Source organism: Arthrobacter sp. R4-81 (genome assembly GCF_054792365.1).
Window position 1 is genome coordinate 307,172 of sequence record NZ_CP096445.1, and the last position, 21,115, is coordinate 328,286.

The 21,115-nt window shown below is 63.3% G+C and carries 21 protein-coding genes and 1 pseudogene; 12 read left to right on the forward strand and 10 right to left on the reverse strand.

What is annotated here, in order from left to right; translation table 11 throughout:
• Window positions 1-25: 25 nt before the first annotated feature.
• The gene (locus M1E05_RS01530; protein WP_461164234.1) at window positions 26-1,303 is read right to left on the reverse strand and encodes an ABC transporter substrate-binding protein; all 1,278 of its coding nucleotides are present in this window, start codon (window positions 1,301-1,303) and stop codon (window positions 26-28) included.
• A 358-nt stretch (window positions 1,304-1,661) separates the two neighbouring features.
• Here M1E05_RS01530 and M1E05_RS01535 point away from each other — a divergent pair, with 358 nt between their 5' ends.
• Genes M1E05_RS01535 through M1E05_RS01545 form a run of 3 tightly spaced genes read left to right on the forward strand, consistent with a single transcriptional unit; the run spans window position 1,662 to window position 4,599 of the window.
• Entirely contained in the window at window positions 1,662-2,903 is a 1,242-nt protein-coding gene (locus M1E05_RS01535) for a Re/Si-specific NAD(P)(+) transhydrogenase subunit alpha (RefSeq protein WP_461164235.1), read from the forward strand.
• Window positions 2,903-3,229 (forward strand): NAD(P) transhydrogenase subunit alpha part 2, encoded by a 327-nt coding sequence (locus M1E05_RS01540; RefSeq protein WP_458112506.1) that lies wholly within the window; start codon window positions 2,903-2,905, stop codon window positions 3,227-3,229. Before M1E05_RS01535 ends, M1E05_RS01540 begins: the two co-directional genes overlap by 1 nt.
• Window positions 3,226-4,599: an NAD(P)(+) transhydrogenase (Re/Si-specific) subunit beta gene (locus M1E05_RS01545; protein ID WP_458112505.1), complete on the forward strand. Its 1,374-nt coding sequence runs from the start codon at window positions 3,226-3,228 to the stop codon at window positions 4,597-4,599. The genes M1E05_RS01540 and M1E05_RS01545 overlap by 4 nt, the downstream gene beginning before the upstream one ends.
• Before the next feature lie 43 nt (window positions 4,600-4,642).
• Here the strand turns inward: M1E05_RS01545 and M1E05_RS01550 are convergent, their stop codons facing one another.
• Window positions 4,643-4,888: a hypothetical protein gene (locus M1E05_RS01550; RefSeq protein WP_458112504.1), complete on the reverse strand. Its 246-nt coding sequence runs from the start codon at window positions 4,886-4,888 to the stop codon at window positions 4,643-4,645.
• A gap of 211 nt (window positions 4,889-5,099) precedes the next feature.
• Here M1E05_RS01550 and M1E05_RS01555 point away from each other — a divergent pair, with 211 nt between their 5' ends.
• A complete protein-coding gene (locus M1E05_RS01555; RefSeq protein ID WP_461164236.1) occupies window positions 5,100-6,026 on the forward strand; it encodes a diacylglycerol/lipid kinase family protein in 927 nt (308 codons plus the stop codon).
• Window positions 6,027-6,276: 250 nt separating this feature from the next.
• The gene (locus M1E05_RS01560) at window positions 6,277-7,656 is read left to right on the forward strand and encodes a sensor domain-containing phosphodiesterase (protein WP_461164237.1); all 1,380 of its coding nucleotides are present in this window, start codon (window positions 6,277-6,279) and stop codon (window positions 7,654-7,656) included.
• A 93-nt stretch (window positions 7,657-7,749) separates the two neighbouring features.
• Here the strand turns inward: M1E05_RS01560 and M1E05_RS01565 are convergent, their stop codons facing one another.
• The 4 genes from M1E05_RS01565 to M1E05_RS01580 form a co-directional block, all read right to left on the reverse strand.
• The gene (locus tag M1E05_RS01565; protein WP_458112501.1) at window positions 7,750-8,208 is read right to left on the reverse strand and encodes a DUF4383 domain-containing protein; all 459 of its coding nucleotides are present in this window, start codon (window positions 8,206-8,208) and stop codon (window positions 7,750-7,752) included.
• Window positions 8,209-8,358: 150 nt separating this feature from the next.
• Window positions 8,359-9,243, reverse strand: coding sequence for an ACT domain-containing protein (locus tag M1E05_RS01570; RefSeq protein ID WP_461164238.1), 885 nt, complete (start codon window positions 9,241-9,243; stop codon window positions 8,359-8,361).
• Between the two features lie 105 nt (window positions 9,244-9,348).
• A complete protein-coding gene (mscL, locus tag M1E05_RS01575; RefSeq protein ID WP_458112499.1) occupies window positions 9,349-9,780 on the reverse strand; it encodes a large conductance mechanosensitive channel protein MscL in 432 nt (143 codons plus the stop codon).
• A gap of 136 nt (window positions 9,781-9,916) precedes the next feature.
• Complete coding sequence (locus tag M1E05_RS01580) at window positions 9,917-10,429, reverse strand: glutathione peroxidase (RefSeq protein ID WP_461164239.1); 513 nt, start codon at window positions 10,427-10,429, stop codon at window positions 9,917-9,919.
• Between the two features lie 125 nt (window positions 10,430-10,554).
• Between M1E05_RS01580 and M1E05_RS01585 the strand changes: the two genes are divergently transcribed.
• The 5 genes and pseudogenes from M1E05_RS01585 to M1E05_RS01605 all read left to right on the forward strand — a co-directional run bounded on the left by M1E05_RS01585 (window position 10,555) and on the right by M1E05_RS01605 (window position 15,858).
• Window positions 10,555-11,538, forward strand: a complete 984-nt coding sequence (locus M1E05_RS01585; RefSeq protein ID WP_461164240.1) for an ABC transporter ATP-binding protein — start codon at window positions 10,555-10,557, stop codon at window positions 11,536-11,538.
• A 19-nt stretch (window positions 11,539-11,557) separates the two neighbouring features.
• Window positions 11,558-12,712 carry an ABC transporter permease gene (locus M1E05_RS01590; RefSeq protein ID WP_461164241.1) on the forward strand — a complete coding sequence of 385 codons (1,155 nt, stop codon included), beginning with the start codon at window positions 11,558-11,560 and terminating at the stop codon, window positions 12,710-12,712.
• Window positions 12,709-13,887 (forward strand): ABC transporter permease, encoded by a 1,179-nt coding sequence (locus tag M1E05_RS01595; RefSeq protein WP_461164242.1) that lies wholly within the window; start codon window positions 12,709-12,711, stop codon window positions 13,885-13,887. Before M1E05_RS01590 ends, M1E05_RS01595 begins: the two co-directional genes overlap by 4 nt.
• Window positions 13,888-13,905: 18 nt before the next feature.
• A pseudogene (locus tag M1E05_RS01600) lies at window positions 13,906-14,463 on the forward strand (FAD-dependent monooxygenase); the annotation flags it as partial.
• A gap of 318 nt (window positions 14,464-14,781) precedes the next feature.
• The gene (locus M1E05_RS01605) at window positions 14,782-15,858 is read left to right on the forward strand and encodes an FAD-dependent monooxygenase (RefSeq protein WP_461164243.1); all 1,077 of its coding nucleotides are present in this window, start codon (window positions 14,782-14,784) and stop codon (window positions 15,856-15,858) included.
• 5 nt (window positions 15,859-15,863) lie between these two features.
• Here the strand turns inward: M1E05_RS01605 and M1E05_RS01610 are convergent, their stop codons facing one another.
• The 3 genes from M1E05_RS01610 to purB all read right to left on the reverse strand — a co-directional run bounded on the left by M1E05_RS01610 (window position 15,864) and on the right by purB (window position 18,615).
• On the reverse strand, window positions 15,864-16,367 hold the full coding sequence (locus tag M1E05_RS01610; RefSeq protein ID WP_309106371.1) for a GNAT family N-acetyltransferase: 504 nt from the start codon (window positions 16,365-16,367) through the stop codon (window positions 15,864-15,866).
• A 131-nt stretch (window positions 16,368-16,498) separates the two neighbouring features.
• Window positions 16,499-17,176: a histidine phosphatase family protein gene (locus M1E05_RS01615; RefSeq protein WP_461164244.1), complete on the reverse strand. Its 678-nt coding sequence runs from the start codon at window positions 17,174-17,176 to the stop codon at window positions 16,499-16,501.
• Complete coding sequence (purB, locus tag M1E05_RS01620; protein ID WP_461164245.1) at window positions 17,173-18,615, reverse strand: adenylosuccinate lyase; 1,443 nt, start codon at window positions 18,613-18,615, stop codon at window positions 17,173-17,175. Before purB ends, M1E05_RS01615 begins: the two co-directional genes overlap by 4 nt.
• 233 nt (window positions 18,616-18,848) lie before the next feature.
• Here purB and M1E05_RS01625 point away from each other — a divergent pair, with 233 nt between their 5' ends.
• Together M1E05_RS01625 and M1E05_RS01630 are read left to right on the forward strand one after the other, a co-directional pair.
• Window positions 18,849-19,154, forward strand: a complete 306-nt coding sequence (locus tag M1E05_RS01625; RefSeq protein WP_461164246.1) for a hypothetical protein — start codon at window positions 18,849-18,851, stop codon at window positions 19,152-19,154.
• On the forward strand, window positions 19,154-20,596 hold the full coding sequence (locus M1E05_RS01630; protein ID WP_461164247.1) for a hypothetical protein: 1,443 nt from the start codon (window positions 19,154-19,156) through the stop codon (window positions 20,594-20,596). The genes M1E05_RS01625 and M1E05_RS01630 overlap by 1 nt, the downstream gene beginning before the upstream one ends.
• Window positions 20,597-20,632: 36 nt before the next feature.
• Here the strand turns inward: M1E05_RS01630 and M1E05_RS01635 are convergent, their stop codons facing one another.
• Window positions 20,633-21,061 (reverse strand): phage holin family protein, encoded by a 429-nt coding sequence (locus M1E05_RS01635; protein ID WP_458112486.1) that lies wholly within the window; start codon window positions 21,059-21,061, stop codon window positions 20,633-20,635.
• Window positions 21,062-21,115 lie beyond the last annotated feature (54 nt).

The following is a 21,115-nucleotide window of genomic DNA, read 5'->3' on the forward strand; positions in this document are numbered from 1 at the left end:
GAAGCCAGGTGCCGGCCGCGGGGTCTTACTTAAGGAGGTCCTGGATCTGCTTCTTGGCATCGGCCAGGAGGGCTGTGGAGTCCCCGCCGGCTACAGCTTTTTGCAGGAGGGGCACCAGAACGGTGTCAACGATCTGCTGCCACTTTTCGGTCGCCGGACGGGTGGCAGTGGCCTTCCCGTTGAGGGTCTCGATCAAAGGGCCGAAGCTTTCATAACCGGGCTGGTCCTGGTACTTCTCGAAGGCCGAGATGCGCGAGGCCAAGCCAAGGCTGGACTGAATGCCGAGGTCGTTGTGGTCGTAGGCGCACTTGATGAACTTCTTGGCGTTGTCCGTGTTCTTGGTGGCCTTGGGAACCGTCAGGTACCACGGGCCCGGAACACCTGCTACGCCAGCGCTGCCGCCGATCATCGGAGCTGTACCAACCTTGCCGGCCACCGGGGAGTCCTTGGGGATCTGCCGGTAGGCGTGGGCCCAGAAGCGCGTCATGGCCGTCTTGCCCTGGTTGAACAGGTTCTGGGCGGCTGCCCAGTCAACCTGTGCTGCGCCCGGAGGGGCGGACGACGCAAGGCTGGTGTAGAAGTCCAGGGCTTCCTTGTGTGCTGCGTTGTCTATGACGACGTTGTTGTTTTCGTCCAGCACCATGGGGGAACCCGCCTGGAGGACGTGGGCCAGCCATTCGGTCTCCACCCCGCCCTTCACGTCGGTTCCATACATCCCGTCCTTGGTGAAAAACTCCGAGACTTCCTGGTACTGCTTCCATGTGGTGGGCGCGGCCAGATCGTAGCCGTACCTGGCCTTGAAACCGGCCTGGTTCTGCGGGTCCTCGAACAGGTCCTTCCGGTAGAGGATGATTTCGGCGTTGGTCCAAGCGGGCATGCCAATGAAGTGGCCATCAACATTCGCTTCCTTGACGAGGGCCGGGAAGATGTCCTTTTTGGCCTCGTCGGTGAAGAGTTCGTCGATGGGCTGGACCACGTCCTTGAAGCTGGGCAGCCAGACGGAGTCCAGGGCGGCGACGTCAAAGGAGACGTTGCCGGAGGAGAACTCGCTGGAAAGCCTGTTGAACATGCCGTCGTAGGGGAGTTCGACGAAGTTGACGTCTATCCCGGCGTCCTTCTTGCACTGCTCGGCGACACCGGTCAGTTCGGCGTGGCCGCCGGCCTCCACCAGGACGTTCACGGTGCTGGCGGCGCTGCCCGACGACGTCGGGCCCCCAGCACCGCAGCCGGCGGCTGTAAGTGCGACGGCGGTGCAGAGGCCGCCAATAGTGGCAAACCTGTTGATGGTTTTTCGAGTGGACATCGCTGTCGACTCACTTTCTCTGGGGAACGGAAAATTCAGAAGAGGAGGGAGGAACGCTGACAAATCGTTTTGGTAAAACGACTTGGCACCAAGAGTAAGCGTCGCTTCCGGCGAGTGTCAAGGGTCACATTTGGCACTGCCCCGTTAAAGCGGATGAGCCCGGGCCCACTGAAGGAACCGGCAGTACCTTCCCGCAAATCCCCAATTTGAGGGAATTACCTTTCTCTTCGCGCCAAGCGGACCCAAGGGGCCATAGACTCGTGCCAACCACGTGCAGCAGTGTTGCTCCGCAAGGCGTCCGCCCCAAGGCGAAGAGCCAGGAGGTCCGCCGCTGCACTCGTCGGAAGGGGAGTGGCGGGTGAAGCTAGGAATACCGCGGGAACGCCGGGATGGAGAGCGGCGGGTGGCTGCGACGCCGGAAACGGTGAAGAAGCTGACGGGCCTTGGTCTCGACGTGTTGGTAGAGGCGGGGGCCGGAATGGCTGCCGGACACAGCGACGACGATTACCGCCAGTCCGGAGCCCACATCATCCCCGAGCTGGGCCTTGCCGAAGTGGATGTCTACGCCCACGTGCGCCCGCTGGGATCGGCAACGGCGCAGAGCCTCAAACCTGGAGCAATCACGGTTGGTCTTGCCTCGCCGTCGTCGGAGCTTCCCACAGTCCAGGCGCTCGCGGCAGCCGGGGTGACCTCCTTCGCGCTTGAACTGGTGCCGCGCATCTCACGCGCCCAATCCATGGACGCCCTCTCTTCCCAAGCCCTGGTGGCCGGTTACCGCTGCGTTCTTGAGGCGGCGATGCGCCTTCCCCGCTTTTTTCCGCTGTACATGACCGCGGCCGGAACAATCCCTCCGGCCCGCGTGCTGGTGCTCGGCGTCGGGGTGGCCGGACTCCAGGCCATCGGCACCGCAAAGCGCCTGGGTGCCCGCGTTTCGGCCAACGACATCAGGCCTTCCTCTGCGGAGGAAGTCACGTCCATGGGAGGCACGTTCATCAAACTGGATCTTGAAACTGCGGAGGCGTCCGGGGGCTACGCCCGGGAGCTCAGCGCCGATCGCGGCGCCCTGCAACGCCAGTTGTTGGCCCCGCACGTGGCCCAGTCAGATGTACTGATCACGACGGCGGCAGTCCCCGGACGGCGTGCCCCTCTCCTGGTGACCCGGGAAATGGTGCAGGGCATGCGCCCCGGCTCCGTCGTCGTCGACCTCGCGGCTGAGTCTGGCGGAAACGTGGAGGGCTCCGTTCCCGGAGAGGATCTCCAGGTTCCCACCGCAGATGGCAAGGGAGCTGTCACTGTGGTGGGCATGAAGGATGCGGCGTCCGCAATGCCGGCAGATGCGTCACGGCTCTACGCCAAGAATGTGGCGAACCTGCTGGCCCTGATGACGAAGGACGGCGTTGTGGCGCCGCACTTTGAGGATGAGGTCCTGGCAGCTTCCTGCCTGACGCACGACGGCGTTGTGCGGCACGAGCCGACCGCCCAAGCGCTGCATCTGCTCGCCTTGGAGAGCGCCCCCGCACCCAACGTCCCTTCGCCAAACGCAGCCTCGCTGAATGTCGCTTCGCAAAACGCCCCTTCGCGAAATGAGGGGGTGTCCTGATGGATCCGATCAGTTTGCTCACCATCACCGTGTTGGCGGTTTTTGTGGGCTTCGAAGTGGTTTCCAAGGTTTCCAGCACCCTGCATACCCCGCTGATGTCGGGGGCCAACGCCATCCACGGCATCATCCTGGTGGGCGCCATCATCGTTGCCGGCCAGGCCGCCGACCCTTGGGTGCTCGCGGTGGCCCTGCTCGCAGTAGTCCTGGCCACAGCCAACCTGGTGGGCGGCTTTGTGGTGACGGACCGCATGCTGGAAATGTTCCGGGGACGTAAGAAGGCGGGCCTGGAGAAACCCGGTACCGCAAACCGGGAGGTCCAAAAGTGATACTCCTTGATCCTGTATGGACGGCGCTGCTGTATCTGGCTGCTGCTGTTTTCTTTATCCTCGCGCTCAAGGGCCTCAACTCCCCCCGCACTGCCCGCCAGGGAAACCTCCTCGGCGCCTTCGGGGCGCTGGTGGCGGTCATCACCGTATTCCTCTCGGCAAGACTGGACAACGTTCCCTGGATCCTTGGTGCCATTGCCGTCGGCACAGCTGTGGCCGCGCCAGTTGCCCGTCGCGTGCAAATGACCCAGATGCCTCAGCTCGTGGCCCTCTTCAACGGGGTGGGAGGCGGTGCCGCGGCGCTCGTTGCGCTTCTGGAACTGGGACATGCCGGGGAATCCTGGGTGCGCCTGGCGGTTGCCTTCACTTTGCTGGTGGGTGCCGTCTCCTTCGCCGGCTCGGCCATTACGTTTGCCAAACTGCAGGAGCTAATGACCACCCGGCCGATTGTGTTCCCGGGCCTGCCGGTGCTGATGGCCGCTGTGCTGATCGCAGCGCTGGGCGCCGCTACCGCCGTTGTACTGACCGGTTCGTTGGCGCTGGCGTTGATACTGATGGTGCTGGGACTGGCTGCAGGTGTTCTGCTGGTGCTTCCGGTGGGTGGGGCGGACGTCCCCATCGTCATTTCGCTGCTGAACGCCTTCACCGGCCTCGCCGTCGCGGCCAGCGGACTGGTGCTGGGCAACGTTCTTCTCCTCGTCGCCGGTACGCTGGTGGGCGCCTCGGGTACCATCCTCACCCGGGCCATGGCCGCAGCGATGGGCAGGAGCGTAGCAGGCATCCTCTTCGGGGCATTCCGCGGAGGCTCGACGGCGGGTTCGACGACGGCGAGTGACCGGCCGGTCCGGTCCTCCAGTGCCGAGGACGTCGCTGTGCTGCTGGGCTACGCGCAACGCGTGATCATCGTTCCCGGGTACGGCCTGGCCGTTGCCCAGGGGCAGCACACGGCAGCGGAACTGGCCCAAGCCCTTGAGGCCCGCGGCATCCAAGTGGACTTCGCCATCCACCCCGTGGCAGGACGCATGCCCGGACACATGAACGTCCTCCTCGCCGAGGCCAACGTTCCGTACGAGTCGCTCAAGGAAATGGGCGAGATCAACTCCGAGTTCAGGACTGCCGACGTCGCTTTGGTGGTAGGAGCCAACGATGTGGTCAACCCGGCAGCCAAGACTTCCTCGGGCTCGCCGATCTACGGCATGCCCATCCTCGAAGTCGCCGACGCGCGGCAGGTGGTCTTCCTCAAGCGCTCCATGCGCCCCGGCTTTGCCGGCATCGAAAATGACCTCATGTTCGAACCGCAGACAACCCTGCTGTTCGGGGACGCCAAGGAATCCCTCACCAAGGTGCTCGGCGCAGTCAAGGGACTCTAAAAGTCACGACGCTTTATGTGGCCTTCGCCGGGGTGACCGCGTTTCAGTCCTGGTGGTTGGCTCGATCCCCCGAGAACTGTGTGGACACCGTGATTAGAACGCCGTCGGGATCGTCCCTGATGGTGAGGCACAGTTCCCTGTCCACCACCGAGGCGTGGATGTCTTCGCTTCCCTCCGGAGCGAGCTGCTCAGCAAGCCTCGTTACTGCCCGGGCCATGGCCCGGCCCCAATCATGCGGGTCCCTGCTGTTCGCCTCGGCCTCTGCTGAAATGTTCTCCGCTTCGGTCATGCTCCGCCGCCTTCCGCATTGCTTTCACGGCCCCCCAGGAGTATCCCGGACAGGCCGGAGTCTTCCATAACGTAGCCAGCCTATGGGTCGAAGGGGTGGAGCGTCCACGACCCCGCGCCGCTGCTGCCTATCCCGGTCAATCCCCGATACGATTTCAGTTCGGGGCTTTCCCGTCGCCATGCGGCGAAGACGCCACTCTTTCAAGGACGCTATGACAGCCACTAACGCCATCCCCACTTTGCGGGCAGCCGTCGTCATCAATCCTGCAAAATCTGTCGGCCCGGAGTTACGCGGTTCCATTTTCAGGCTGTGCGAGACCCAGGGATGGGCCGAGCCGCTATGGCTGGAGACCACCATCGAGGACCCTGGCGAGGGCCAGACCCGGGAAGCGCTGGAAGCAGGAGTCGACGTCGTTATTGCGGCAGGCGGTGACGGTACGGTCCGCTGCGTGGCCGAGATCCTTGCAGGCAGCGGGGTTCCGCTGGGCCTGGTGCCGCTGGGCACCGGGAACCTGCTGGCACGGAACCTGGGCGTCAACATCACAGACCCGGTAGCCGCTGCCTACGACGTGCTGAACGGCACGGAGCGGACGGTGGACGTGATCCGGACCAACCTGGACGGCTCTGCCGACCGGCAGGTTTTCCTGGTGATGGGCGGCCTGGGCTATGACGCAGCCATCATGGCGGACACTATCGATGTGCTCAAAGACAGGATGGGCTGGCTGGCCTACGTAGAAGCCGGCATCCGGAAGCTTCCCGGAAAGCCGGTGCGTGCAAGGATCAGCATGGACGGAAAACATCCTGTGCGGCGGCGCATCCGCAGTGTGATGATCGGCAATTGCGGAAGGATTATGGGCGGCGTGGAGATATTCCCCGAGGCCAAGGTGGACGACGGCGCCCTGGACCTCCTGATCCTCGCGCCACGCGGCCGCCTGGGTTGGCTGGGTGTGGTGGCGGGCATCTTCGGCCGGAACAAGCGCACGAACACCTCGGTGGAATACTTCCAGGGCAAGTCTGCCGAAATCACCTTGGAGCACGAACAGGAATTCCAGCTCGACGGGGACCACGTCGGCACGGGTAAGCACCTCGCAGTGGCCCTCGAGCCTGCGGCGCTCAAGATCAGGATGATGAACGACTGAGGGATAGCGGTGCTTGCGAAGGTGTCCAAGTACTAGGGCTGGTGACGTCCAGGACTTCGGAGTCGCGGGATGAGCTTCGGTCGCCGCAATGAGGACTTGTGAGGACGTTTTTGCCCAGCATGGGGACGGCTGTCCTGCTAGATAGCTTCGGCTTCGGAGATGATGGCGGGCAGAGCGGATGTTCGGGGGCAGGGCATTTTCCTTCCCTGTTATTTGTCGTCGTGGGTTTATCCTGTGCAAGGGGGTAAACATGCTGGAGTCTCGCAGTAACAGGTTTCTGTCCTTTGTAGGCAGCCACTTGCTGGTGAGCGTTTTATGCGTTCAGGTCGCGTTCACTGTCGCGATTCTGACCTTGCTGGGCTCTGGACATTTGGTTTCGCTGGATTCTCCTGAGCTGCGGGGGCTTCTGGGTTCCGTGGCGGGATTGCTGATCCTTTTGGCACTCCATGCCGCGTGGCGCGACAGGAGGGCCCGGCATGGTGAGAGATCCAGGGCCGAGGGTCTTTCGGATCTTATGGACTCCGTGCTGCACCCCCGCCGGGAATGGTGGTGGGCTATGGATGAGGCCGGAACGTTCACTTTCTCCAGCAGCGCCTCGCTGGATCTCCTGGGCTACGCTCCTTTTGAGCTGGAAGGGCAACCGGCGAGCATTGTGATCGACCTGGACGATCTGGCCAAGGCCCGCCAATCCGTCGCCGCTGCCCTGGCACCTGATGGTTCCAGCTGGTCCGGAGTCGTTGTAAGGTGCCGGCACCGGGACGGGACCCCGTTATGGATGGAGGTATCAGGACACACCCGCCCGACAATCCACGGCGCCAACACAGGATTCGAAGGCGCTTGCAGGCCTCTGCGCCCGCAAACCGAGCGGGTGCTGGCTCTGGAGCGCACCAGGGGACGGATCGAGCAGGTGCTAAGGGAACGGACGTTCCTCACGGCCTTCCAACCCATTCACGAACTCGCCACGGGTAGGGTCGTCGGAGTCGAGGCGTTGGCGCGCTTCGTGGACGATGACGGCGGCAGCCCGGAGCGCTGGTTTTCCGAGGCTGCGACGGTGGGTCTGGCCGCCGATCTGGAGTTCGCAGCCCTGGAATCAGCGCTCGCCGCCGCGACCGGGCTGCCATCCCACCTGTATGTGGCACTTAATCTTTCACCGGAGACCTGCCTGGATCCGCGGCTGCCGGGGTTTCTCGCCAGATCAGGTATCAGTGCGGACCGGTTGGTGCTGGAACTGACCGAAAACCTGGCCGTAGCAGCTTATGCCCCGCTTGTCGCGGCGCTGGCACCGCTCCGCTCGCGCGGTTTGCGGATAGCGGTCGACGACGCCGGCGCGGGTTTCGCCTCCATGCGCCATATCCTCCACCTGCACCCGGACATCATCAAACTCGACAGGAGCCTCATCGCCGGAATCGATCAGGACCCCGGCCAGCGCGCCCTCGGCGCGGCAATGGTGGAATTCGCACAACGGATCCGGGCGCACCTCATCGCTGAGGGCATCGAGAGCGAAGCTGAGTTGGCCGCGGTGACAGGGCTGGGGATGTACGCCGGTCAAGGGTACGTGTTGGGTCGGCCCACAGCCGATCCTCAGAAATGGGTCACCTGGGAAGCTGTGCAAGGACGGGACACGGCCTGAAGCGTCCCTTCCCGTCTGGGGCAGTAAAAAGCCTTGGTGGCCGGTTCCCCGGCCACCAAGGCTGGCAATGTACATTCAGTGGTGCACGTGTTCTTAGCCGCGGGCTGAGGTGCGGGTTGCTGTCACGCTGCGCGCCAGGACAACGCCCAAGGCGACCATGGCCAGACCCAAGATGAGGTGCAGCCAGTCGTCGGCGTCGTTAAACGGAACGAAGTTGGCGTTTGAATCATGCGGCACTACCAGGCCGTAGAGCCAGAGGACCAGGTAAAGAGCGCCGCCGCCGATCAGGTAGTTCCGGGCTTGGGTGGCGCTGCGTGCCATAACGATTCCTGCCACACCGAACAGCAGATGGACGATGTTATGGAGAATGGAAACCTGGAAGATGCCCAGAAGCAGAGCCTCTGAACCGGGTCCCGCTGCTCCGAGGGCCGCGTAGTTGCTGGTAACACCGGGGATGAATCCCAAGATGCCCACCAGCAAGAACACTGCTCCAACCACCATTGCTGCCGTCTGGATGGTTGTCCGGCGACCTGTCTGGTTGGTATTTACCATGATGTTCTCCTGCCTTATACGGCAACTGTTTAACAGATGTTGCGTTGCAGGGTGCCACGCTCCGGTTCGGCCGATCTACGTCGCATCCTTGAGATACATCATAAGTATGCTTATCAAATTACGGAAGTGTTTGGAGTAACGTTTTTAGCTCTACTTGACGGGCGATCTGTCAGGGCCATGGGCCAGGATTTCCGCCAGTTCAGCCAGCCGGTGGGCGCGGGCGGATTCCGCGGGAGTGAAGGGTTCGCCAGGCCTGGAGAAGATAAGCGGCCCATGCCACGCCGTCGGGATCTTCAAAGCAGTGCCGGCAACCCGTGATCCGGATGCTGCACGCCCGGTTCCAGGTTCTGCAGGTGGTGTGTTTCCTCCGGGAGGGCCGTCCGTACTGACCACATGTGCCCGTAGCAGTTCGGCAACTGCCAAAGGAAGCTCGGCCGGGTTTGCAGCGATTCGCGAGGCGAGGCTGAGGGCTTTGGTCTGGCCATCAGCCATAGCCAGTGCGGTGGTGGGCCAAATATGCGGGTGTCGCCCGCCGGCCTCCCTCAAAGCCGCCAAAATCTCGGTTTCTCCCAGGTTTCCCGGCGCTGCCAGCACAAATTCATCGAGCACTCCGCCAGCGACGGGATGGACGTGAATGCTGAGGATGTTCGTGTCCAGTCTGGCCAGGGCACGGGTGACCTTCTGGAGCGAGCCCGGCTGGTCACGAAGTACGGTTCGTGCCCGCCACAGAGCCGGTGCCTCCACCAGCCGGCTGCGGTGGCGGAGGGCGGGGGCGTGAAGCCACTTCTTCAGGAGCCGGGCGGCCGAAGGCTCAGCTACCCAGATCACCAGGAAAGTAGCTGTGAAGGTCAGGACCAGGACCTTGGCAACGTATGGCAGATGGGTTTCCACAACGGCAGCGTGCACCAGGAGCTCGATGGGGAGCATCACTGCGATGTTGGCCAGGGTCAGCCGGGCTCTAGTAGGTTCAGGCATCTGGCCGCAGACCTCGCAGCTCAGGTCAGCCGGGAGCGGGATGTTCACCTTTGGCTTCATAAGCCCATACTGTCCGCTGGCTGTTTCGGCTGTATTGCCCCCGCGTAAGGATCAGCGGAAGGTTTCGCAGCCCTTGCTTCCGCCGCCGGCGTCTATAGACACCGGTTAGCGGGAGTTCTCGCTGCTGCGGTCAGCTTCCGCCATTTTCGTCAGCAGATCGCGGATCTCGGCCAGAAGGGCGGTGTCTGCCGGGATCGGTTCCTCTTCGGGTTCCTCAGTGGCGAGGCGTTGCTTGACGAGGGAGTTGATCCTGTTCATGGGCGCCACAAAGATGAAATAGACCACGGCCGCCGTAATCAGGAAAGTCACTAACGCTGTGAGGACCCCGCCAATGTTGACGAACGTCTTGTCGTTTCCGGGCCAGATAGTGAAGCCCAGCCCTTCTGTCTCCACCCCGCCGGCCGCTGCAATGATCGGGTTAACAATGTTGGTGGTGAAGGCCGCAACCAGCGCTGTGAACGCTGTACCGACGACGACGGCGATCGACAGTTCGATGACATTGCCGCGAAGAATAAAGTCTTTGAACCCTTTGAACACGGGACCTCCAGTTGTGCGTAAATACCTCGGAATCAACCGATAGAAGATACCACTGCGAGGAAGGTTTGCTCGGCTTCGGGGCTCATCCGAAATCCTTCAGCGGAGTCTGTGAACGCATTGCCGGGTGCTTTTAGGCTCATCGGGGCTGGTGCCTGCAGTCATCCTCTGCGAGGGCAGTCTCGATGGCGTCGATGACCTCAGCTGAGTCGGGCTCAACGGTTGGAGCAAAGCGGGCCACCACGTCGCCGTCGCGGTTTACCAGGAACTTCTCGAAGTTCCACTTCACCAGGCCGGGGAGCACACCGCTGTTGAACTTGGTCAGCTCCGCGTAGAGCGGATGCTGGTCCTTGCCCCGGACATTCGACTTCACGGTCAATGGGAAGGTCACGCCGAAATTCCGCTGGCAGAACTCGGCGATTTCGCTGTCGTTGCCAGGCTCCTGGCCGGCGAACTGGTTGCAGGGGACCCCGAGGACCTCAAAGCCACGGTCCTTGAACTTTTCGTAGAGCGTCTCCAACCCCGTGTATTGGGGCGTAAATCCGCAGTTGGAGGCCACGTTGACCACCATCACCACGTTTCCCTCGAAACGGCCGAAGTCTGTCTGGGTTCCGTCGTTCAGGGTGAGGGGAATGGAGTACAGGGATGACACGGTCTGGGTCCTCGCAAAGTGGGTCTTACCGGAAATTCGTTGCCACCATCAGCCTAAGGGCTCAGACTGGGGGTTTCCTGCCAGATACTGGATGCTGGGAACGTCGATTAAAGGGGGCCGCCGGAGTGGGCGTCGCAGGACCAACTGATGCAGGACAAACTGAACCGCAAACGACCGAGGTCCTCACCGTCCAAGGGTTGGCCAAGCGCTATGGGGACCTGGCCGCCGTCGACGGTGTCTCCTTCACCATCGCTCCGGGCGAAACCTTCGGCCTCCTGGGCCCGAACGGTGCAGGTAAAACAACCACCATCTCCATGGTTGCCGGCCTGATTGCGGCCGACGCCGGTACCGTCACGGTCGCCGGAAAGGGGATGGGCCCAACCGAAACTTCTGCCAAGCGGCATCTCGGCCTGGTCCCCCAGGAGCTGGCGATCTATCCCGACCTGACCGGGAAGGAGAACCTGAACTTCTTCGGCCGGCTCCAGGGTTTGAACGGCAGGGACCTCTCCAGGCGTACGCAGGAGGTGCTGGAACTCATCGGCCTGGCCGATCGGGCCGGCGACCTCACCAAGAACTACTCTGGCGGGATGAAGCGCCGGCTCAACATCGGCATCGGCCTACTGCACCGCCCCACGCTGCTGATCCTCGATGAGCCGACTGTCGGCGTCGACCCCCAATCCCGCAATTCCATACTGGAAGCGGTGGAGGCGTTGTCTTCAGAGGGAATGGCTGTCCTGTACACGACGCACTACATGGAGGAAGCCGAGCGGCTCTGCGACCGGATAGCCATCATTGACGAGGGCAGCGTCCAGGCAGAGGGGACGCGTGACCAGCTGATCAAGCTGACCGGCGGAGTGGACCGCATCAACCTTCATGGCAGCGGAAATTCCGCGGCCGCCGCCGCTGCCTTGCGGCTCGTTCCGGGAGTGCAGCACGTGGACGGCGACGGCTCAGCCCTCTCGCTGACCGTGCAGGATGGCCCGAGCGTCCTGGCTGGAATCGTCACTGGTGCAGGTAACGCCGGGATGTCGGTGACGTCTGTGGAAATCACCCGTCCGGACCTGGAATCCGTGTTTCTCCATCTCACCGGAAAGGCGCTCCGGGACTGATATGCGCCAGCTGTGGATCATGATTCTCAAAGACCTGAGGCAACGCGTCCGCGATAGGTCAGTCTTCGTTTTTTCACTCGTTGTTCCGCTCGCCTTGATGGGTGTGCTGAGCCTCGTCACTGGCGGTTTCGGCAGCGACGACCCCGGGCTGGAGCCTGTGACGGTTGCCGCAAGCGCCGTCAAAGATGACCAGTTGGCTAAAACCGTTTTGGACACCGTTGAGTCCCAGGAGGTAGTGGACGTTACTCTCAATAGGATGTCGGCCGACGACGCCCGTGCGGCCGCCCGGTCAGGGGCAGCCGACGTGGCAATCATCATCCCTGATGACTTCGGCGGCTCGCTCGGATCGGGGTCATCACCCACGGTGCAGGTGGTTCAGGGCGACGGCGCCGGGCTGGAAACGGACGTCCTCATCTCCGTGGTGGTTGGAGTTGTGGACCAGTTGCATGCCGCTTCCGTAGCAGCGGCCGCGGCGGGTTCTGCCGGACTTCCCCCTGAAGCAATTCCCGCAATCGGGAACCAGGCGGCGGCGGGAGCCCCTGCTCTGACCCTTAAGGAAGGGCGGGCCTCGGACGAGCAGCTTTCTTTCCAGGGAACACTGGTTGCCGGCCAGGCCGGCCTCTTCCTGATGTTTACCGTCGGTTTCGGAGTCCTGGGACTGCTGGCGGAGCGCGAGCAAGGCACCCTGGCGCGTCTGAAGTCCATGCCCCTCGGCCACGGAACCATCGTGGCGTCCAAGGCCGCCGTCGGGTTTATCCTCGGCGTGGCGGCCACCGGAGTGTTGCTGGTGACCGGATCGCTGCTGTTCGGAGTGGATTTCGGATCCCCTCTGGTGGTTGGTGCGCTGATTCTCAGCGTGGTGGCCGCGGCAACAAGCCTCACCTTCATCGTGGCCCGCATGGTCAGGACTGCCGAACAGGCGAATGTGGCGCAGTCCATCCTGGCCATGGTGCTGGGTATAGCAGGCGGGGCATTCTTTCCCATCCAAGGCTCCGGCTTTGCCCAGACGCTTTTGGACATCAACCCGGTTGGCGCGTTCATCCGCGGTCTGGGGATTTCCGCCGGCGGGGGCGGTTTGGCAGAGGTTAGTACTCCCATCGCTGTGATGCTGGTGTTCGCCGGGATCTGTCTGGTCATAGCCAGGATCATTCCGGACCGGGGGGCGCGGGCATGACGGCAGTGCTGGCGCTCGCGGGTGTGGAGCTGAAACGGTTCCTGCGGGACAGGTCAAACATCTTCTTTGTGTTCATCTTTCCGCTCATGCTGATCCTGCTGATCGGCTCACAGTTCGGAGCGGGTGCGGGGCAGTCTCGCGTAGCCATTTCGGGTTCCGGAACCTCGCTGGCGGAAGCCATCAAGACGAAACTCGAAGCAGCCGACGTCGACGTCACCTTCGCGGGCGCGGATGCCGTGCGGCAGGAGCTGAGCCGCGGCAGCACCGACGTCGGGCTGTTCATCTCAGAGGCGGCCGCTGCAGAGTTTGATGCCCGCGGGTCCGTAGTCGGGCGGCCCGCTGAGGTTGAGGTGGTGATGGGGTCGCAGTCCGGCGCGCAGGCAGTATTGCAACAGGTGCGTACGGCCATTCAATCGGTCAACGTGGAGCGCGGCCAGCTCGCAGCCCTGACCCAGGCAGGCCTGCCGGCTGCGCAGGCGGGTGATGCGCTGGCTGCCGCCTCGCAGAGGCTCTCGGCCCCGAAAGTGGAGGTGGTGGATACCAGTGAAATCGCTCAGGAGTTCCGGGGCCTGGGCCAGTTCGACCTTGGAGCAGCCCAGCAGCTGCTGCTTTTTGTGTTCTTGAGTTCACTGACAGGCGCCACCACCCTGATCCAGGCAAGGAGACTTGGCGTGATCCCGCGGATGTTGGCAGCACCTGTTTCAAGCGGGCAAGCCATAGCCGGGCAGGCTCTGGGCAGGTTCGCTATTGCGCTGGTGCAGGGCGGCTACATCATGCTGGGCACTGCACTGCTCTTCGGTGTCCAGTGGGGCAGCATTTCACTGTCAGTGCTGGTTTTGGCGTTGTTCTGCACTGTTTCAGCGGCGGCTGCCATGGTGATCGGATCCGTGATGGACAACGACGGCGCTGCTTCCGGAGTGGGGGTCGGAGCGGGCTTGGTTCTGGCCGGGTTGGGCGGCTGTATGGTGCCTCCTGAACTGTTCCCCGAAACCCTCAGGACGGTCTCCTACATCACTCCACACCGGTATGCGTACGACGCGTTTGCTGAGATCCAGCGGCATGAAGGCGGATTAGGGGACATCCTGCCTCAACTCGGAGTGCTTGCGGCCATGGCGGTTGCGCTGTTGCTGCTGGGTTCCTGGCTGTTGCGCCGGAGCCTCAACAGATCCCTCTGACTCTCCTGAGGCGGGGTAGGGTTCGCCCTGATCAGCCAGCGCACTCCCACCGTTCAGCGCATGTACTTTCAGTACGACCCAGACGAAAATGTGGCCGAGTGGAACGATGACCGCATCTGGGAGACCTTCCGCAGCCGGGTGAATGGCAACGGGTTCACGCTCAAGGAGGGTCCGGTCATCGACAAAATGGTGCTGAAATTCCGCAGTTTCGTGCACACGCCCATACGCCATGGCAACCTCTTCCTGGCCGGGGATGCCGCCCACACCGTTCCCCCAACCGGGGCGAAGGGCCTCAACCTGGCGATCCACGACGTGAAGATGTTGTTCGAGGGGCTGGACAGCTATTACTCCCGTGGCTCCACAGAGCTGTTGGACTCGTACAGCAGCCGCGCCCTGGACCGTGTGTGGAAAGCCCAGCAATTCTCGTACTGGATGACTTCGATCCTCCATACCCCGGCGGACGCTGACGACTTTTCACGCGCCCGCCAACTGGGGGAGCTTACCTCGGTGGTTTCCTCCCGCCACGGCCAGGCGTACCTGGCTGAGGCTTACACCGGCTGGCCGGGAGCAGCGTAGGGAGGCACCGCCGTCGGCGTTTTCCCTTCCTCCCGCGCGGACGGGCGGTCTGGCTAGGGAGCAGCGCTGGAAACGGTGGCTGGAAGGGGGCTCTCGGACGTTGCTGGCGACGGCGGAAGTTCCTGCGGCGTACGGCCAGCCCGTCGGCGTGCCCGCCCCCGTCTGTGTACGGACGGCCCTGGCCCGCATAGACGGCCCTGGCCAGCAACGGTTATGCGGGGGAGGGCCGCCCGAGGCACACGGCCGCCCGGCAACATGGCCACACGGCTACCCGGTGACGGGGCCACCGGGCCGCCGTCGAGCGCGTACACTCAGCCCGTGCAGGAGATCACAATCGTTGGTGGCGGAATAGCCGGCCTGGCCCTTGCAGCGCGCCTGGATCCCCGGCGCTTCCAGGTAACGCTTCACGAGCAGCGGACGCAGCTGCCCACCGTAGGCACATCCCTGCTGATGTGGCCGAAGGCGCAGGAGGCACTTGCTGCGGTGGGGGTTCTCGATGCTGTCAGGGATTCCAGCCCGGCCTTGGCTGTCGGGTCCCTCCGCAGCGCTGGGGGTGACCCATGGCTGGTGGTCCCCGCCGGCGGGACCATCGCTGTGTCCCGGCCGGAACTCATCCGGCTGCTCGAGTCGGCTCTACCGGATTCCGTCCGCCGTGAAACCGGACGCTTTGAGGGCGTCAGCCCAAAGAACCACAGCCCAAAGGGATCAGAAGTATTGGTTGGAGCAGATGGAGTAGGCAGCGTTGTTCGCTGCAGCGTATGGGGCGAGTCCACGCGACCCCGCCTGACTCCCTATGTGGCAGTCCGCGGTGTTGTTCCGGGGAGGCTCTGGGAGGATTGCTCGGGGGAGTACTGGGGGCGAGGGGACCTGTTCGGCATTGGTCCCGCCGCCGGAGGCACCAACTGGTACGCCTCCTTCCACTCCGGCTTCCGGCCTGAACTGGCACCGGGCGAGATAGACGTCGGGAGGGCCCTTGAGTTGGCCCGCTTGCGGTTTGACGGGCATGCAGCGGCCATTCGCGAGGTTCTCACAACCGCCGAAACCGAGGCGACCCTGGCGCAGCGGATCTGGACCACGCCCCCGCTGGCCGGGTACGTCCGGAGCCGGGTGGCGCTGGTGGGAGATGCAGCCCATGCCATGACGCCCAATCTGGGGCGGGGAGCCTGCGAGGCGGTGATCGACGCCGTGACCCTGGCCGACCTCCTCAACTCCCGGCCAGTTGACACCGCCCTCCGGGCCTATGACCGTCAGAGACTCCTGCGTACCCAGGCCTTGCGTCTTGGCTCGGCCGCCATGATGCGCCTCGCGCTGGCGGGACGCCTGCAGCCCGTCCGCGATCTGGTACTGCAGGCAGCCAGCGGTCGACGGCGGAAATTTCCACCGCCGTCGAACTAAGGGTGTTAGGCCATGGCCGTGTGGGCTGCGGTGTGCGAATCGATTGTCTTTGCATAGCAGTGCGAATGCTCCTGGCCGATGTAGGGGCCGAAGCTCGGCACTTCCGCAAATCCGCTGTGCTCGTAGAAATGCCGCCCATCGGGCTGCGCCGATCCCGCCTCGGCAGTCACCGTGGTGAAACCCTGCTGGTGGGCATGCCCTTCCAGCGCCGCCAGGATGGAGCTGGCGACTCCGGAGCCGCGCATGTACGGAATGACATAAAGACGTTTGATCTCGACAGTACGGTCATCCAGCATCCGCAATCCGCCGCAGCCTACTGGCTGTCCGGAGCTCTTCTCGTAGGCCACCAGGAACACGGCAGTATCAGCTTCCGACGGCGGCGGGCCAGGCTCGTGATCGGCCGTTCCGAAGCGGGCATCCAGTTCCGCCTGCTGGGCTGCTCGAAGATCGGCACCAACGGGGTTCGCCCAGGTGACCTGACGGATGTTGAGACGCGGGTTGGTCTGCATGACTGCCTCGATTCGAGATCGCATTCGCCGAAGGGGTATGCAACTCAAGACTAGAAACCAGCGGTTACCGCAGTGTTTCGCGGCGGTAAGGGCCGGGAGAACTTTTCAGTTTGGCTTAATCCGGTTCAAAATCAGTAGGAGTCGCCCGTGGGGTCTTCCGCCGTCGGGTCTGCCAAAGCCAGCCCGCCCACCGGGCTGCCGTCCCAGTGGAGGAGGTTCCAGCCGCCGTCGGGGTCTCCCTCCAAGGCAACGATGCCCGTGTTCGCCAGGATGTGCCTTGCGGCGAAGTCGATGTCGATGTTGTGGGTGCGGGCGGCAGCCCAGACGCGGATGGCAGCGCCGTGGCTGACCACTGCAACCGATCCGGAGCCGTCTGTTCCAACTGGCGCTGCCGCCGCCGCAATGGTGGCGATGGCGGCGTCGTAACGGCCGAAAAAATCGTGGCCGTTCGGGCCATCAGGCATTCGGCGGTCCAGATCGCCGGAGGTCCAGGCGAATGCCGTACGCATGTAGCGCATGTGCGATTCGTGGTCCGTCAGTTTCTCCAGTGCGCCGGCCTCAATCTCGTGCAACCCGTCCATCACCTGGATCTCCAGGCCGCGGGCCCGGGCCAACGGGGTGGCGGTAACCTGGGTCCGGAACAGCCTGGAGGCATAAAGGGCGTCGATCTGCTCATTCGCCAAGGCCCTGGCCAGCGCCGCCGCCTGCCGCTGACCGAGCTCGGTCAGGCCAGGGCCTGGGTGCGCAGTATCCAGCTGCCCGAGAACGTTCCCGGGCGTCTGGCCGTGGCGAATGAGCAGGAGCCTCATTTCAGATGATCGACCAGCTGATCAGCGATCCCCGTGTACTTGGCCGGGGTCAGTGCCAGCAGCCGGGATTCCGCCTCTGGAGAGAGGCCCAGGCTCTGGACGAACTCCCGCATGCGGGCTGCGTCCACGCGCTGGCCCCGCGTGAGGTCCTTGAGTCGTTCGTACGGGTTCTCCATGCCTTCGACGCCTGCGATTGCCTCTGCGCGCATCACCATCTGGATGGCTTCACCCAGGACTTCCCAGTTGGTGTCCAGGTCCCTGGCGAGGACGTCCTCAGCCACATCAAGGCGCTCCAGCCCCTTGGCCACATTGGAGATGGCGAGGAGCGAATGTCCGAATGCAACGCCGATATTGCGCTGGGAAGAGGAGTCCGTCAGGTCACGCTGCCAGCGGGAGGTCACCAACGTGGAGCCCAGTACGTCCAGCAGCCCGGAGGAGATCTCCAGGTTTGCCTCGGCGTTCTCGAAACGGATGGGGTTGACCTTGTGAGGCATGGTGGAGGAACCCGTGGCTCCCTCTACCGGAACCTGCGCGAAATAGCCGATGGAAATGTAGCTCCAGATGTCCGTGCAGACGTTGTGCAGGATCCGGTTGAAGCGGGCGACGTCGGCGTACAGCTCTGCCTGCCAGTCGTGGCTTTCGATCTGCGTCGTCAGCGGGTTCCAGGTGAGGCCGAGTCCTTCAACGAAGGACTTGGAGACCTGCTGCCAGTCAGCGCCGGGCACCGATGCGACGTGGGCGGCGTAGGTTCCCGTGGCACCGTTGATTTTTCCGAGATATTCGGTCTTTGCGATCCGCTCCAGCTGGCGGTTCAGGCGGTGCGCAACGACGGCCAGCTCCTTGCCCAGCGTGGTGGGTGTGGCGGGCTGGCCGTGCGTGCGTGAGAGCATGGGGATGGCACGGTTGTCTTCCGCCATCCTCTCGATCTGCGCCACCAGGGACCGTGCAGCCGGCAGCCACACGTCCTCCACAGCACCCTTCACGCCCAGCGCGTAGGAGAGGTTGTTGATGTCCTCGGATGTGCAGCCGAAGTGCACCAGAGCGGTGAGGTTTTCGATGCCGATTTCCTGCAGCCTGCGGCCGATGTAATACTCCACAGCCTTGACGTCGTGGACAGTTACTGCCTCGATCTCCGCCAGTTCCTGAACGCCGGCGGCATCGAATTCAGTGACGATGGCGCGGAGCCGCTCCTGCTGCTCCTTCGTGAGGGGTCCGGCTCCGGGGAGAACGTTGTTGCCTGTGAGGTGAATCAGCCACTCGACCTCCACAGCGACGCGGTCCCGGTTCAGGGCTGCTTCTGACAGGTAGTCAACGAGCGGCGCGACGGCGGACTGGTAGCGGCCGTCCAGCGGGCCGAGCGCGATCTGGACCGGGGAAGCGGCAAGCGCAATGCGTCCGGAGGGCGTACGGGTGTCAGCTGTGGCGGCAGTTTGAGGCATGCGGCAATTCTTTCATGAACTTCGACTCTGCCTAAGCCGGGCGAGCATGTGACTTCCCGCCAGCAGCAGCATGGATGGTAATGCCCGCTTATCCACATAGCCGCCATGGTCTGTTCACGCCGGAAAGGAGGTTCTTTACAGTCAAAGTTCAGTGACAGCCGTGAACTTCCCTGGACGCCGATGAGCCCGGGATTCCGCTGCCACATATCCACTTTTTTGGGGGGTCCAAAACAATGAGCAGCGCCATCACGCCGGTGGATCTTAATCAGTGCGCTTCCCGGAGCTATGAGGTCCAGCTGTTGGCTGGACGGGTAGAGGCGGGGATAACTGAAGTCGAAACTGTACATCGCCGGCTTTCCCAACTGGAGCTCACAAGCTGGGAGTCGCCGGCCGGCAGGGCCTACCGCCTGAGTGTAGGGCTCCAGGCTGCCGCCTTGCGTCGGGCGATGGAGAAGCTGAATCAGGCGGCCGCCGCGGTGCGGTACCACGCCCAGAATGTGGCGGAGTCCTCCACGCGGACTGCGGCAGGCGGTTACTGATGGCTGAGATTTCGCCAGGAGGTGCAGGTGGGCCAGTCCGCCCTCAGTTGCCTCCGCCTGATGGGGATCTATCCATCAGGGGCGGAGTTGGTGGCATCAGCTTCCAGCTTTCCGAGCTTGCGGCGGGCGCGGCGGCGCTGGACGTCCTCGTCGGCATCCTCACGGCAGTTGAGGCCGCCACGCACAGCGTCTGGCAGGAGCTGTGCAATTACGCGGACGAGCCTAGGTCCAGCGGAGTGGCGGCCCTCGATGCCGTGGGGGAGGGTCGCCGAGCGGTCGGGGCGGTTCGGCAGGAACTGCAGGACATCGGCAACCAGGTGCGTGCCTGTCAGCGTGAGTATGAGGCAGCCGAGAGCCAGAGTGGCCAGAATCTCCGCATGGGAACGGGGTCCTTTGAACTGTTCTCTGCCCAGATCACAGATAGCCGACTCACCGGATTCATGAACCGGGAAACAACAGAAGCCCTCGCCCGAAATTTGCCTCTGAGCCTGGGCCTCCTCCTCGGAGTGCGGCCGGATCTGGCTTTAGCGGCAGCGAAGGCTCTTGGTGCTGGTTCCAGGGGATTTGGTGTCCCGTCCATTATCCGGATCCTGGCAGAAGGGGGGAACCTGGACCTCAAGCCCCGTCCCGTCAAAGCAGTGGAGGAAGCCACGTCCGATACTGATCTGGATGCTTCGCCCGCAGGCCTGCTGGCCAGGGCCAGGAGCGTCGATGCCCAAGGACACGGTCGCATCGAAATCATCCAAACCGTCCACGAGGGACAAAAGGCTTTCATCGTGATCATTCCGGGCACTCAGCCAGGTGACCGCAGGGGCGGCGACAATCCCTTTGATGAAGCCGGTATCGCTGAAGGGCTTGGCTACGACTCCCAATTCACCAGCGCGGCAATCCGTGCTGCCCTCCAGCAGGCCGGAGCAGCAGCGCAGGACCAGGTGGTGGCCGTGGGCTACAGCCAGGGAGGCGTCCATGCCATGAACCTCAGCAACGATCAGGCATTTCTTGCGGAGTACGACCTGAAGTATGTGCTGACTGCCGGCTCCCCGGTCGGCGGAATAACTCCGCAGCCTGGAATCAGCAGCCTGCAACTGGAGCACCGGCAGGACTGGGTACCAGGGAGCGACGGCGTTCCCAGCCCGGATACCAGCGACCGGGTCACGGTGACGCTGAGCAGTCCTGTGCTGACCCCCTCAGGGGAGGAAGCCGGGCTGGGACCAGGGCACAGACTTACCAACTATGAAGAAGGGGCCAGGGCGGTTTCAGCCAGCGATGACCCCTCGCTGATAGCCTCGACCGCCGCTCTGGCCGGGGTGGTCGGTACCGGTGGTGCCGCCACGGCTACCCGCTTCCGCATGGTCCGCGAACCTCAGGTCCCGAGGGAGGCCGGTCGCGTTTCGGATGCCCGGAAAGAACGGCATCCGGGCTTTCCGTATGGCGGCCGGTAGCCGTGTCTGGCGGCGGCTGGCTGTCCCGGAAGGCCGTTAGCCGCGGCGTGCTCCCGGAATCCGGCTGGCAACCAGGGAAATGATGGTGATAATGATGGCGGCCAGGATAGCTGTCCAGAAAAAGCTGTCGATGGTGAAGTCCACAGGGGTAAAGCTGCTGAGCCAGGAAGTCAGGTAGAGCATGGCTGCGTTGATGATGATGGTGAACAGCCCAAGCGTGAGAATAGTGATTGGCAAGGAGAGCAGGCTGACCAGGGGACGCACAAAAGCGTTGACCAGTCCAAAGATCAATCCAATGAACAAATAAGCGAGGATGAGCCCGATGGTGTCGGTTCCTTCGGTGACGCCTGTCCTGGCAACGGCCTCAGAAGCGGCTGACGTGGAAATCTCCAGCCCCGGAAGGATCCAGCTCGCAATCCACAAAGCCAGCCCGTTGATTACAACCCGCACAATGAAAGAACCCATCCCCCATGTTTTCACACGCGGGCAGGCGGCAGATACGTGGAAGTAGGCTAGTTC

What these genes read in the sequence shown, in the direction of transcription:
- M1E05_RS01595 (WP_461164242.1), top strand. Translation starts at nt 12,709, where the DNA reads ATGACGGCAGTGCTGGCGCTCGCGGGTGTGGAGCTGAAACGGTTCCTG.
- M1E05_RS01590 (WP_461164241.1), top strand. Translation starts at nt 11,558, where the DNA reads ATGATTCTCAAAGACCTGAGGCAACGCGTCCGCGATAGGTCAGTCTTC.
- M1E05_RS01555 (WP_461164236.1), top strand. Translation starts at nt 5,100, where the DNA reads ATGACAGCCACTAACGCCATCCCCACTTTGCGGGCAGCCGTCGTCATC.
- M1E05_RS01635 (WP_458112486.1), bottom strand. Translation starts at nt 21,061, where the DNA reads ATGGGTTCTTTCATTGTGCGGGTTGTAATCAACGGGCTGGCTTTGTGG.
- purB (WP_461164245.1), bottom strand. Translation starts at nt 18,615, where the DNA reads ATGCCTCAAACTGCCGCCACAGCTGACACCCGTACGCCCTCCGGACGC.
- M1E05_RS01565 (WP_458112501.1), bottom strand. Translation starts at nt 8,208, where the DNA reads ATGGTAAATACCAACCAGACAGGTCGCCGGACAACCATCCAGACGGCA.
- M1E05_RS01630 (WP_461164247.1), top strand. Translation starts at nt 19,154, where the DNA reads ATGGCTGAGATTTCGCCAGGAGGTGCAGGTGGGCCAGTCCGCCCTCAG.
- M1E05_RS01540 (WP_458112506.1), top strand. Translation starts at nt 2,903, where the DNA reads ATGGATCCGATCAGTTTGCTCACCATCACCGTGTTGGCGGTTTTTGTG.
- M1E05_RS01615 (WP_461164244.1), bottom strand. Translation starts at nt 17,176, where the DNA reads ATGAGGCTCCTGCTCATTCGCCACGGCCAGACGCCCGGGAACGTTCTC.
- M1E05_RS01570 (WP_461164238.1), bottom strand. Translation starts at nt 9,243, where the DNA reads ATGAAGCCAAAGGTGAACATCCCGCTCCCGGCTGACCTGAGCTGCGAG.
- M1E05_RS01550 (WP_458112504.1), bottom strand. Translation starts at nt 4,888, where the DNA reads ATGACCGAAGCGGAGAACATTTCAGCAGAGGCCGAGGCGAACAGCAGG.
- M1E05_RS01610 (WP_309106371.1), bottom strand. Translation starts at nt 16,367, where the DNA reads ATGCAGACCAACCCGCGTCTCAACATCCGTCAGGTCACCTGGGCGAAC.
- M1E05_RS01625 (WP_461164246.1), top strand. Translation starts at nt 18,849, where the DNA reads ATGAGCAGCGCCATCACGCCGGTGGATCTTAATCAGTGCGCTTCCCGG.
- M1E05_RS01530 (WP_461164234.1), bottom strand. Translation starts at nt 1,303, where the DNA reads ATGTCCACTCGAAAAACCATCAACAGGTTTGCCACTATTGGCGGCCTC.
- M1E05_RS01560 (WP_461164237.1), top strand. Translation starts at nt 6,277, where the DNA reads ATGCTGGAGTCTCGCAGTAACAGGTTTCTGTCCTTTGTAGGCAGCCAC.